Source organism: Mycobacterium sp. (assembly GCF_051006775.1).
Lineage (GTDB): Bacteria > Actinomycetota > Actinomycetes > Mycobacteriales > Mycobacteriaceae > Mycobacterium.
Map to the genome: position 1 here is coordinate 1 of NZ_JBPCSX010000192.1, position 12,326 is coordinate 12,326.

Sequence of the window (12,326 nt, forward strand, 5' to 3'; positions counted from 1 at the left end):
GATCACCGGAGGCGTCCTCCAGCCCGGTACCGAGCCGACGCAGCCGGGCCTGGACGTTGTTGAAGACCACGACAATGCAGAAGGTGGCGTGGCCGATGATGACCGTGGCCATGCCCAGGGCCACGTGCAGAGCCGAGGTGAAGGTGGCGTACATCGCGATACCGGTGACGATTCCGGGCAGCGTAATGGGAAGCACCACAAGCAGGTTCACGGTTTGGCGACCGAAGAATCGGTACCGCTGCACTGCGAATGCCACCATCGTGCCGAGTACCAGCGCGATCCCGGTGGCACACAGTCCGACGAGCACCGAGTTGCCCAGCGAGTGCCACATACCGTCGCTGGCCCAGGCAGCCGCCCACCAGCGCAGCGTCAGACCGGTGGGCGGGAAGGCGAAGGTCTTGGAGGCGTTGAAAGCGTTGAGCAGCACCAGCAGCAGCGGCGCGTACAGGAACACCAGCGCGACAGCGGTGCATACCCGCAGCACCGCGCGCATTCTCGAGGACAACATCAGATGTTCTCCAGGGCCCCGGTACGCCGCATCGCGAGCAGGTACAACACGATGGCCGTCAATGGGATCAGCGACAGGGCCGCGGCCAGTGGCTGATTGTTGGCGGTCACCAGTTGGCCGTAGATGATGTTGCCCAGCATCTGAGTCTTGCCGCCGACGATGGTGACCGCGATGTAGTCACCGAGACTCAGGGAGAAGGTGAAGATCGAGCCGGCGGCGATGCCCGGGAACACCAGTGGCGCGACGATTCGGCGCAGGGTGGTCAGATCACGCGCACCCAGATCCGAACTTGCGTCGATCACGCTTTCTGTCAGCCGGTCAAGCGCGGTGATCACCGGAATCACCTTGTTGTGCATCCACAGATAGGTGAGGGTCAGCACGGTCGCGACGATCCCGTACCCGGGTGTGAAGCCCGCCACCCACCTCAGCGGACCCTCCGGGGACAGCAGCATCCGCCAGGCGTAGGCCTTGACCAGATAACTCGCCCACAGCGGCGTGGTCACCGCGACCACCAGCATCAGCCGGCCCCGCGGCGAGGCCACCTTGGCCATATAGAGCGCCAGTGGCACCGCCAGCAGCGCGCAGATCACCGTCACGGTCAGCGCGATTCCGACGGTGCGCAGTGTCGCGGTGCGGAAGACCGCGTCGGTGAGGACCCGGACGATGTTGTCTCCGGTGAGGGTGCGCACCACCGAACCGGTGAAGGTGTCGGTGGTCCACAACGCCGAAAGCAGCAGGACCGCAAGCGAACCGAGATAGGCCAGAATCAGCCAGGTCAGCGGTGGAACGAGCAGAAACGTCAGGCTGAGCCTCTTGGTGAGGCCGTGCGTCACCCCTTGATCTGCTGCCACTTGTCGACCCACTCGCTGTAGGCCGTGCAGTTGTCACCGCTGCCGTCGATGCACTTCTTCTGCGGGGTGGTCCAGTAGCTGATCTGCTCGGCGTAAGCGGCGTCGGTGGCGTGGAACGTCGCGCAGAAGTTCTTGTCCACTGTCATCTCGCAGGCCTTGGTCTGCGCCGGTGCCTCACCGAAGTACTCGGCGACCTGTGCGTTGACCTTCGGCGAGGTGATGTAGTCCATCCACTTGTACATGCAGTTGGGGTGGGCGGCCTTGGCGGCGATCATCCAGGAGTCTGACCAACCGGTGGAGCCTTCCTTGGGCAGCACCGTGGCGATCTTGACCTTGTTGTCAGAGGTGATCATGTTGGCGATCACCTGCCAGCTGGTGCCGATCACCGAGGTGCCGGACTCGAAGGCCTGCACCGCCTTGGTGTAGTCCGACCAGTACTCACCGATGTTGCCGTGCTGCTCCTTGAGCAGATCGACCGCTGCATTGAGCTGGTCGTCGGTCAACGCATATGGATTCTTGATGCCCAGTTCAGGTTTGGTCTTGGACAGGTACAGCGCCGCATCGGCGATGTAGATGGGGGAGTCGTATGCGGTGAGTCTGCCCCTGTACTCCGGTGCGCCCGGGAACACCGCACCCCAGGAGTCCGGCGCCCCCTTGACGACATCGGTGTTGTACATCAGCAGGTTCGCCCCCCAGCCGTGCGGGATGCCGTACATCTGGCCGTCGACGGAGTTCCATGCCCGGTCCTTGAGGAACGGCGCGATCGTCGCGTAGCTGGGCACCAGGGCGGTGTTCACCGGCGCCACATCGCCGCCGTATATCAGTCGCAGGGTGGCGTCCCCGGAGGCGGACACGCCGTCGTACTGGGCGGTGCGCATCAGTTGCACCATCTCATCGGAGGTGTTGCCGATCTTGATGTTGACCTTGCACCCGCTCTCCTGCTCGAAGGGGTGCACCCAGTCGACCTTCGGATCGTTGGAGCCGTCCTCGGCATAACCCGGCCAGGCCACCAGGTTGAGCTGTCCCTCCCCGGCGCCGACCGTCGAGGCCGGTTCGATCTTCGGGGGATTGGTGGAGCCGGTGGTGTTCGAATTCGAACAGCCGGCCGCGAATACGGTTGCAGCGCAAACCATCACCACACCCAGGCGGCGAAGTGCTGTGGTCATCGGGTCTCCTTATATCGGGTTGTGAGCGAGGGGGCGGACAGCGTCATCGGGCCAGGCCAGTACGACCGGGGCATCGTGGGTGATATCGGCGGAGGTCTGCGCGCTCACCAGGGTCGCGGTCAGGCGCTGCCCGTCGGCGGTGTCGGCGGCCACCCGCGTCACCGGGCCGGCGTAGACCACCTCGGCCACCCGGGCGCTCACGGTGTGCATTCCGGCCGGCACCGGTTCGCCCCCGTCGAGCAGCAGCACCCGCTCCGGGCGGATCGCGTAGCTGCCGGGCCTGCCGATCAGCGCCTCGGCCACCGCGCCGTCGAGCACGTTGGAGGTGCCGACGAAGTCGGCGACGAACCGGTTGACCGGATTCTCGTAAACCTCCCGCGCGGCGCCGATCTGCTCGACCCGGCCGTTGTTGAACACCGCCAGGCGATCGCACAGGGTGAGGGCCTCGTCCTGGTCGTGGGTGACGATGACGAAGGTGATACCGAGTTCGCGCTGGATGGCCTTCAGCTCGACCTGCATCTGCTCGCGGAGTTTGAGGTCGAGTGCCCCCAGCGGTTCGTCGAGCAGTAGCACCCGGGGCCGGCCGACCAGCGCCCTGGCCAGCGCCACCCGCTGCTGCTGGCCGCCGGAGAGCTGGGCGGGTTTGCGACCGGCCTGATCGGCCAGGCGCACCATGTCCAGCGCCGCAGCGGTGCGCTGGCGGCGTTCGGGTTTGGGCACGCCCTTGACCAGCAGGCCGTATTCGACGTTCTGCGCGACGGTCATATGCGGAAACAGTGCGTAGTCCTGAAAGACGGTGTTGGTGTCCCGGCGGGCGGCAGGCAGCGCGGTGACATCCTGACCAGCCAGGTGCACGGTGCCGCCCGTGGGCTGCTCGAAGCCGGCGATCATCCGCAGCACCGTGGTCTTGCCGGACCCCGACGGGCCCAGGATGGCGAACAGCTCGCCGCTGCCGACGGTCAGGCTGACGTCATCGACAGCGACCACCGGGTGGCGGGCATCGCCGAAGACCTTGCGCACCCCGCGCAACTCGACCTGCGGCTCAAGGCTCTTACTCCCCGACGGCACGAGTGGATAGTACGGTCAGTCCGGAAGAAGGGTTGGGGATCGAGATGAGGTTCGTGCGCCGGGTGCTCGCCGCCGTTCTGGCGGTGCTGTTCGTCATCCCGATGACCCCGCCGGTGCAGGCGCACGCCGCGGGTGGGCCCGAGACGGTCACCGTTGGAGCCTTCATCTACGACATCCAGGACGTCGATCTGGCCAATGACAGTTTCACCGCCGACTTCTATATCTGGTTCCGGTGGAAGAGTCCCAAGATCGATCCGTCCGACTCGATCGAGCCGATGAACTCCGATGCCTATCAGAACACCACCACCTCGCAGACCGGCGGGGTGACCGGCAAGCAGCTCTATCCGGAGCCGTTGACCATGCCCGACGGATCCAAGTATCAGGCGTTCCGCTACTCGGGTGTGTTCGCCCGCAAGATGAACCTGGAGAAGTACCCGTTCGACATCCAGAACCTGGTGATCGTATTCGAGGATGAGAATCAGGACACCCGTGATCTCGTCTACGTTCCGGACAATCCGCCGGTGGCGATCAGCCCCTCGGTGACGATCCCGGGATATGTGTTGCAGCCGCCGAAACTCTCTGTCGTCGAGCACATCTACCCGACGAATTTCGGCGATGTCTCCGCGCCGCCGGATCTGAAGTACTCCCGCATCGTCATCGAGTTGCCCCTTCAGCGGGATCCGCTGCCGTACATGGTGAAGATCGTGCTGCCGATCCTGATCATCATCCTGATCACATCGCTGATCTACATGCTGCCGGCGCGAATGGAGGACGCCCGGACCGGGATCGGGGTGACCGCGATGCTCACCATCGTGGCGTTGCAGTGGACGACCGACAGCGACCTGCCGTCGGTCGACTATCTGACCCTGCTCGACCTGATCTATATCATCTCGCTGGTCTATGTCCTGGCGGCGATGGGCTACACGGTGCTGGCGAGCCGGCGCAACAGACACGAAGTGGCAGAGGCACTTTCCGTGCAAATTGACCGTCGGATGGGCATCGCCTCACTACTGGTGTTCATCCTCGCGATGACACTGACGATCCTGCTCTATCTGGCCCACCATCACGTTGACGTGGTGGTCTAGCAGCGGGTCCCGACCGGGGGCGCGGTGAGGTTCACCAGGTAGTCCGTCGCGAACTCATCCACGCACCTCTCGCCTTCGAAGACCACGGTGTGCTGAGTCCCGTCGAAGGTCAGCAGCGCTCCACCGAGTTCCCTGGCGAGGTCGACCCCGGCCTGATACGGAGTCGCCGGGTCGTCGGTGGTGGAGACCACCAGTACCGGGGGTAGGCCCGGAGCGGAGATCTGATGCGGTCCACTGGTCGGCGGCACAGGCCAGAACGCGCAGGTGTCCAGTGGCGCATTGCCGGTGAACTCGCCGTAGGACATGAACGGGGCCACCTCACGCATCTTCTTATCTTCGTCGGCAGCCTTGGCGCGGTCGGTGTTCGGTGGTCCGTCGACGCAGTTGATGGCGATGAGTGCGTCATTGGCATTCGTGTAGCGGCCCTGTTCGTCGCGATCCCAGTAGCTGTCCGCGAGGTCCAGCAGGGTGTCGCCGCGGCCCCTGGTCAACTCACGCAGTCCGGCGGTCAGGTGCTTCCACAGCGACGGGGCGTACATGGCGGTGATGGTTCCGGTGACCGCGTCGCCGTAGCCGAGGCCGCGGGGGTCCGTGGTCTTGGCCGGCGTCGTCACCAGTGGATCGACCAGATCCTTATAGACCGCAACGGCTTTCGCCGGATCGGTCCCCAGCGGGCAGTCCCTGTCCTTGGCGCAGTCGGCCGCGTAATCGTCGAAAGCCTGTTGGAATGCGGCGGCCTGGTCGATATCGGACTGGATCGGGTCGGTAGTCGGGTCGATCGCTCCGTCGAGGATCATGGCGCGGACCTTGTCCGGATAGGCCTCGGCATACGCGGATCCGATGAGCGTGCCGTAGGAGTAGCCGAGGTAGGTCAACTTATCGTCGCCGAGTGCCTCGCGTAACCGGTCGAGGTCGCGGGCCACGTTGACCGTGCCGACGTTGGCCAGGAAGTTCTTACCCACTTTGTCCACGCAGCGCTGCGCGAACTGCTTCTCGGTGCTTTCGATGTGTTCGATACCGGCGGGGCTGTAGTCGACCTGCGGGTCGGCGCGGTACGCGTCGTCGTCGGCGTCGGAGTTGCACGATATCGCCGGAGTCGAGGATCCCACCCCGCGCGGATCGAAGCCGACCAGATCGAATCGCTCGCGAATCTCGGCGGGTATGTCCTGCAGTATCGAGACGGCGGCGTCGACGCCGGATTCCCCGGGGCCGCCGGGGTTGATCACCAGTGAGCCGATCTTCTTCCCGGTGGCCGGAAACCGGATCAGCGCCAGGGTCGCGACGTCACTGTCGGGCTGGGAGTAATCGACCGGCACGGCGAGTTCACCGCACTGGGCGCCGCGGGGCAGATCGCCACCGGAGACCTCGCACGGGCCCCAGGTGACGGCGGCCGCGGTCGTGGATCCGCTCTGGGCCATCGGGTGCCCGGGGATCGCGGTGCTGCACCCGGTCAGCAGGAGGCAGATGACGGCAAGGGTGGCCCGGCGGTGAATCATCTGCCCATGGTGTCAGTCGCCGCGGGAGTTAGGGTGACCCGGTGACGTCGAATATCTTGTCCCGCAGGGACCTGGACTTCCTGCTCTTCGAATGGCTCAACATCGAGGAACTGACCAAGCGCGAGCGTTTCGCCGAACACTCCACCGAGACTTTCAGCGCGCTGCTGGATCTCTGCGAAGAATTGGCGACCCGGTATTTCGCACCGCACAACAAGAAGAACGACTCCAACGAGCCGACCTTCGACGGTGAACGAGTCACGCTCAACCCCGAGGTCAAACAGGCCCTGGAGGCCTTCGCCCAGGCCGATCTGTTGGCCGCGGGAATGGATGAGGCCCTCGGTGGCGGGCAGCTGCCGCTGGCCGTCTCCGGTGCCGGGATGGCCTGGTTCCATGCGGCCAATGTCGGCACCGCCGCCTACGTCATGCTGAGTCTGGCCAACGCGAACCTGCTGGCCCATTACGGCACACCCGAGCAGATCGAGACGTTCGTCAAACCGACCCTGGCGGGTCGCTTCACCGGCACAATGTGCCTGTCCGAGCCCCAGGCCGGTTCGTCGTTGGCCGATATCACCACCCGCGCCGAACCCCAGGACGACGGCACCTACCGGCTGTTCGGCTCGAAGATGTGGATCTCCGGTGGCGACCATGAGCTCAGCGAGAACATCGTGCACCTGGTGCTGGCCAAGATCGTCGGCGCACCGGCCGGCACCAAGGGGATCTCGTTGTTCATCGTGCCGAAGTTTCTGGTCGAGGCCGACGGGTCCATCGGTGAGCGCAACGACGTTGTGCTGGCCGGTCTCAACCACAAGATGGGCTTTCGCGGAACGGTCAACACCGCACTGAATTTCGGTGAGGGAGGCCATCAACCGCTGGGGCAGCCCGGTGCGGTCGGCTATCTGGTGGGCGAACCGCACCGCGGCCTGAACTACATGTTCCACATGATGAACGAAGCCCGGCTGGGAGTGGGCCTCGGCGCGGTCGCCCTGGGATACACCGGTTATCTGAAATCGCTGCAGTACGCCAAGGAGCGCCCGCAGGGCCGGACGCCGACCGCCAAGGACCCGGCCTCGCCACAGATCCCCATCATCGAGCACGCCGACGTGCGGCGAATGCTGCTGGCCCAGAAGTCCTACGTGGAGGGCGCTCTGGCGTTACTGCTGTACTGCGCGCGCGTGAGCGATATCCAGAGCAGCCCGCAATCCGCGGACGAGGCCCAGAACGCCGGCCGGCTGCTCGACATCCTGACGCCGGTGGCCAAGAGTTGGCCGTCGCAGTGGTGCCTGGAGGCCAACAACCTGGCGATCCAGGTGCACGGCGGCTATGGATACACCCGCGAATACGACGTCGAACAGCATTACCGGGACAACCGGCTCAATCCGATCCATGAGGGCACCCACGGCATCCAGAGTCTGGACCTGTTGGGCCGCAAGGTGGTCCAGGACGGCGGCGCCAACCTGGCCGCCCTGCTGGGCGCCGTCGGTGAGACCGTCACGGCGGCCACCGCCCGCGGTGGCGAGCTCGCCGGGATGGCCGCTGTGCTCGACGCCGGCTGGCAGCGACTGGCGGGTGTGACCGCGTCGATGTTCGCATCCGGTGATGTCGACGCCGCCCTGGCCAACAGCGCGGTCTATCTGGAGGCCGTCGGCCACCTGGTGGTCGCCTGGATGTGGCTGGAGCAGATGATCGCCGCCGACGGTAAGCAGGGCGACTTCTACGACGGTAAGCGCGCGGCCGGACGCTACTTCTTCGGCTACGAACTTCCCCGGACCGGTCCGCAGCTGGATCTGTTGGAGCGTCTGGATCGCACCACGCTGGAGATGCGCGCCGACTGGTTCTGACGACCGTCGCTCAGATCACGAAGTCGTCACCGCGCCAGATGCCGCCCTCGGGCGCGCGGATCGCGTGATCGTCATGGGGGCCGTCGCTCTGTGCTTCCAACCTGGCCACCCGGTTCAGCAGCGAGTGCAAACTCACACCGAGCGGATCGGGGAGTTTGAACTGGTCGGCCCGGGTGGGGTGGTCGCTGCCGACAATCTGCCCCGGAACGCCCACGACTACCGAGTTCGCGGGTACGGGTTTGATGACGACGGAGTTGGCACCGATCTGGCTGTTGTCACCGATTGTGATGGCGCCCAGCACTTTTGCCCCGGATCCGATGGTGACATTGTTTCCGATCGTGGGGTGACGCTTTCCGCCTTCGAGGCTGGTGCCCCCGAGGGTGACACCCTGATAGATCGTCACGTTATCGCCGACCTCGGCCGTCTCGCCGATCACCACTCCGGTCGCGTGGTCGATGAACACACCCTGGCCCAGTACCGCGCCGGGATGGATCTCGACGCCGGTGAACTTACGGATGAGTTCGGCGAGTAATCGTGCCGCGAGTTTGGCGTTGTGGTGCCACAGCCAGTGGGTGATGCGGTGACCCCAGACCGCGTGCAGGCCGGGGTAGGCGAGTACGACCTCCAGCGTTGATCGTGCCGCGGGGTCGCGTTCTTTCACGGACCGCACGTCGCGGCGGATTGCCGACAGCACGGCTAGTCGGCCAGATCGGCGAACAGCGCCGTACTCAGGTACCGCTCGCCGAAGCTGGGCAACAGCACGACGATGACCTTGCCGGCGTTCTCCGGCCGCTTGGCCAGCTGCGCGGCCGCCCACGCTGCCGCCCCGGAGGAGATGCCGACCATCAGGCCCTCCTCCTTCGCCAGTCGCCGGGCCATGCTGAACGAATCGTCGTTGCCGACTCCGATGATCTCGTCGATCAACTCAGTCGCCAGTACCCCCGGCACGAACCCGGCGCCGATGCCCTGGATGGGGTGCGGGCCCTTCGCGCCGCCGGAGAGCACCGGTGAGGCGGCCGGTTCCACCGCGACGATCTGCACCGAGGGCTTGCGCTCCTTGAGGACCTCTGCGACTCCGGTGATGGTGCCGCCGGTTCCGACGCCACCGACGAAGATGTCGACCGTGCCGTCGGTGTCGTTCCAGATCTCCTCGGCGGTGGTCACCCGGTGGATGGCCGGGTTGGCCGGATTCTCGAACTGCTGTGGCATGAAGTACCGGGAGTCGGACTTCGCCAGTTCCTCGGCCTTGGCGATGGCACCGCCCATACCGTCGGGTCCGGGCGTCAGGATCAGCTCGGCGCCGTAGGCGCGAAGCAGCATGCGGCGCTCCCGGCTCATGGTCTCCGGCATGGTCAGCACACACCGGTACCCGCGGGCCGCGCACACCATGGCCAGCGCGATACCGGTGTTGCCGCTGGTCGGCTCCACGACGATGGTGTCTGGATTGATCAGGCCCGCCTTCTCGGCCGCGTCGATCATCGCGACGCCGATGCGATCCTTGACGCTGGCCGAGGGGTTGAAGGACTCCAGCTTGCCGAGAACCTCAGCCGCGGCACCGTCGGTGACGTGGCGAAGCCGCACCAGGGGGGTGTTACCGGTCAGTTCGGTGATGTCATTGGCGATCCTGCTCACCCCCTGACGCTAGCAAGCCTTCGGCTGAATCGGACGGTCAGTTCCGCTGGTCGAGTCGCTGAAGAACTCCAGCAGGTACTTGCTCTCCTCGATATCGCCGATGGTGGCCCGGGCCTTGCGGCGGGTGGCCAGAATGCCGATGACCGCCACCGCCCAGACGATGTACTGCAGACACCAGGCCACCCGGAACGATTCGAACGAGTAGCCGCCCATCGCGCTGATCACCATCCCCATGGCCTGCATCAGGAGCAGTGAGGCCAGAAAACCACCGACGTTCACGGTGCCCTGCGCGGTGCCCAGGCTGGCACGGGGGTTGAAGGTGCGGGCGAAGTCGAAGCCGACCACCGATCCCGGTCCGCCCACCGAGATCACCACCACCAGGACCACCAGCAGCCAGTGCGGCGCTGGGGAGTTCAGGGCGAGCACGGCCGTCCAGACCGCCACGTTGGCGGCGATGATTGCCAGCACCAGCTGGGAGCGCCGGTGCGGGTGCCGGCCGATGACGATGCCGATGACGATCCCGGCCACCACCGCGGTGACAACGGAGACGGTCAGCATGGCGCCGGCCCAGTCGCGTGAAACATTCTGGGCGGCAGTCAGGTAGGGAACACCCCACATGAGAGCGAAGATGGTGATGGAGAACTGGGTGCCCATATGGGTGAAGAACCCCAGCCGGGTGCCGGGGCGCAGCCAGACCGTCTTGACGCCGCGCAGCGTCTGACGCAGATCGGTGACCGGATCGTCGAGGACCGCGCCGTAGGGCGCGTTTCGGACCAGCAGTGCGGTGAGCATCAGCGACACCACGCCGAGTGCGGCCACCGCGGAGAAGGCCGCCGTCCATCCCGCGCTGACCATCAGGCCCAGGAAGGGGACCGCGGAGAGTATCTGACCCAGTTGGCCCGATATGCCCGTCAACTGAGTCACCAGCGGTACCTGCCGCGGTGGGAACCAGTGCGGAACCAGGCGCACCACCGAGACGAAGGTGAATGCGTCACCGAGGCCCACGATCGAGCGTGCCGCGATCGCGGTCGGCAGCGAGGTGGTGAATGCCATGGTCAACTGGCCCAGCAGCATCAGTGTGCCGCCCGCCAGGATCATCGCGCGGGAACCGAAGCGGTCCAGCAGAACTCCGGCCGGTATCTGCGCGCCGGCGTACACGACCAGTTGCAGCACCACGAAGGTGGACAGCACCGCCGGTGTTGCGCCGAACCGCTCGGCCGCATCCAGTCCGATCACCCCGAGGGTGGTGCGGTCCATCACCGCCACGGTGTAGGCCAGCAGACCTGCCGACCACACCACCCATGCGCGCACGGCCCTATTCTGCCGCAAAGGTTTTCAGCTCAGGTGGCGGGAGAACCAGTCCTGTAGGCGCTTCCAGGCGTCGGCGGCGGCGGTCGGGTTGTAACGCTGTCCGGTGTCATTGAAGAACGCATGATCGGCATCGGGTTCGACGACGAGTTCGTGGACCAGTCCGGCGCTTTCGAGGGCCTGCTTGGCGGCCGGCTCGGTCGAGGTGACCCGGTCATCGAGCGCACCGTAGAAGCCGAGCACCGCAGCACCCTTCGAGCCGCTGAAGTCGGGATTCTCCGGCGTCGGACCGTAGAACGGCACGGCCGCCGCCAGTCGCGGTTCACCGTCGGCCAGCAGCCGCCAGACCAGCCCGCCGCCGAAACAGAATCCGACGACCGCGATCTTGTGGCCGGGCACCCGCCGTTGTAGTTCGTCGAGGCCGGAACGCAGATCGGCGATGAAGCGGGCGGGCGGGACGGTGGCCAGCGCCGCGGTCGCCTGCGCCGGGTCGGTGAACGTGCCGGTGCCGCCCGCCTCGGAGAGCAGGTCGATCGCCAGCGCCGAATAGCCGCTCCCGGCAAGCCGTCCCGCCACCGAACGCACCCAGTCGTTGAGGCCCTTGTTCTCATGAATCACCAGAACCGCCCCGATGGGGTCGCGTGCCGCGGCCCACGCGCCCTGCAGCTGAGTTTGCGGACCGGCCCAGGAGACGGCCTCGGTCGCCACGGTGCTCTGCATCCCGGGCGGTGGGCCGACGGACGTCGCTGTCGAGCGGGTGCCGGCCGGGGCCGCGGAGCGTTTATCACCGCACGCCGCGATCAACGCCGCGGCCGCCGTGGTGCCGACTCCGAGAAGTGCGAGCCGCCGCAGTGCCTCGCGGCGCGACAGCAGGCCGTCGACGTGGTCGGTGGCGATTTCTTCGGCGATGTACCGCGACAGTGGAGTCACGTTAGTCAGTATGCGCCGAGCTCGAACCCACCCCGCCGGACGAGATTTTCTGTCAGGGTGTGCATCTAGTGTCGAACACATGTTCGAAGACAATGCGGGTCTGATCGAAGCCATGAGTGCGGCGGTGCGTGCCGAGTCAGCGGCCACCGCGCGCCGGTTGGCAGCGGTCGGGGAGTTGTACGCGCGCCGCGCTGTCGAGTGGTCAGATCGCGAGCTGTGGTGCATCGACCCGTTCGAGGCGGTGGCCGCCGAGGTCTCTGCGGCCCAGAACATCAGCCGGAGTCGGGCGGGTGCCCAGATCCGGTGTGCCAGGGAACTGCGGGAGAGGCTGCCGCTGGTTGCGGCGGTGTTCGCCGCCGGCGAGGTCGACTACCGGATGGTTGCCACGATCATCAACCGAACCTCCAATGTCGATGACGGGCTCATCGCCGCCGTGGATGCCGC

Annotated in this window: 12 protein-coding genes; 3 read left to right on the top strand and 9 right to left on the bottom strand. The window is 66.0% G+C overall.

Annotated features, from left to right (window positions below; all coding sequences use genetic code 11):
- The 4 genes from ACR2JI_RS13800 to ACR2JI_RS13815 all read right to left on the bottom strand — a co-directional run.
- On the bottom strand, positions 1–508 hold a 508-nt coding region (locus ACR2JI_RS13800; RefSeq protein WP_526390868.1), incomplete at its 3' end, for an ABC transporter permease.
- Positions 508–1,359: an ABC transporter permease gene (locus ACR2JI_RS13805; protein WP_526390870.1), complete on the bottom strand. Its 852-nt coding sequence runs from the start codon at positions 1,357–1,359 to the stop codon at positions 508–510. The genes ACR2JI_RS13800 and ACR2JI_RS13805, both read right to left, overlap by 1 nt.
- Positions 1,338–2,525, bottom strand: coding sequence for an ABC transporter substrate-binding protein (locus tag ACR2JI_RS13810; protein WP_526390872.1), 1,188 nt, complete (start codon positions 2,523–2,525; stop codon positions 1,338–1,340). Before ACR2JI_RS13810 ends, ACR2JI_RS13805 begins: the two co-directional genes overlap by 22 nt.
- Before the next feature lie 9 nt (positions 2,526–2,534).
- Entirely contained in the window at positions 2,535–3,593 is a 1,059-nt protein-coding gene (locus ACR2JI_RS13815; RefSeq protein WP_526390874.1) for an ABC transporter ATP-binding protein, read from the bottom strand.
- Between the two features lie 44 nt (positions 3,594–3,637).
- On the opposite strand from ACR2JI_RS13815, the gene ACR2JI_RS13820 reads away from it, so the two are divergent.
- Complete coding sequence (locus ACR2JI_RS13820) at positions 3,638–4,678, top strand: ligand-gated ion channel (RefSeq protein ID WP_526390876.1); 1,041 nt, start codon at positions 3,638–3,640, stop codon at positions 4,676–4,678.
- Here ACR2JI_RS13820 and ACR2JI_RS13825 read toward each other — a convergent pair.
- Positions 4,675–6,174 (bottom strand): alpha/beta fold hydrolase, encoded by a 1,500-nt coding sequence (locus tag ACR2JI_RS13825; RefSeq protein ID WP_526390878.1) that lies wholly within the window; start codon positions 6,172–6,174, stop codon positions 4,675–4,677. The two genes, ACR2JI_RS13820 and ACR2JI_RS13825, sit on opposite strands and share 4 nt — an antisense overlap.
- A 41-nt stretch (positions 6,175–6,215) precedes the next feature.
- Here ACR2JI_RS13825 and ACR2JI_RS13830 point away from each other — a divergent pair, with 41 nt between their 5' ends.
- Entirely contained in the window at positions 6,216–8,012 is a 1,797-nt protein-coding gene (locus ACR2JI_RS13830; RefSeq protein WP_526390880.1) for an acyl-CoA dehydrogenase C-terminal domain-containing protein, read from the top strand.
- A 10-nt stretch (positions 8,013–8,022) separates the two neighbouring features.
- On the opposite strand, the gene cysE is transcribed toward ACR2JI_RS13830, so the two are convergent.
- From cysE to ACR2JI_RS13850, 4 genes are read right to left on the bottom strand one after another with little or no spacing between them, the layout of a single operon-like run.
- Entirely contained in the window at positions 8,023–8,706 is a 684-nt protein-coding gene (gene cysE, locus ACR2JI_RS13835; RefSeq protein WP_526390882.1) for a serine O-acetyltransferase, read from the bottom strand.
- 2 nt (positions 8,707–8,708) lie between these two features.
- Positions 8,709–9,644 (bottom strand): cysteine synthase A, encoded by a 936-nt coding sequence (gene cysK, locus ACR2JI_RS13840; protein WP_526390884.1) that lies wholly within the window; start codon positions 9,642–9,644, stop codon positions 8,709–8,711.
- Positions 9,645–9,653: 9 nt separating this feature from the next.
- Entirely contained in the window at positions 9,654–10,955 is a 1,302-nt protein-coding gene (locus tag ACR2JI_RS13845; protein WP_526390886.1) for an MFS transporter, read from the bottom strand.
- A gap of 24 nt (positions 10,956–10,979) precedes the next feature.
- Positions 10,980–11,882, bottom strand: a complete 903-nt coding sequence (locus ACR2JI_RS13850; RefSeq protein WP_526390889.1) for a dienelactone hydrolase family protein — start codon at positions 11,880–11,882, stop codon at positions 10,980–10,982.
- Positions 11,883–11,961: 79 nt separating this feature from the next.
- Here ACR2JI_RS13850 and ACR2JI_RS13855 point away from each other — a divergent pair.
- Positions 11,962–12,326 (top strand): DUF222 domain-containing protein (locus ACR2JI_RS13855; RefSeq protein ID WP_526390891.1); only part of this gene is annotated, 365 nt, incomplete at its 3' end.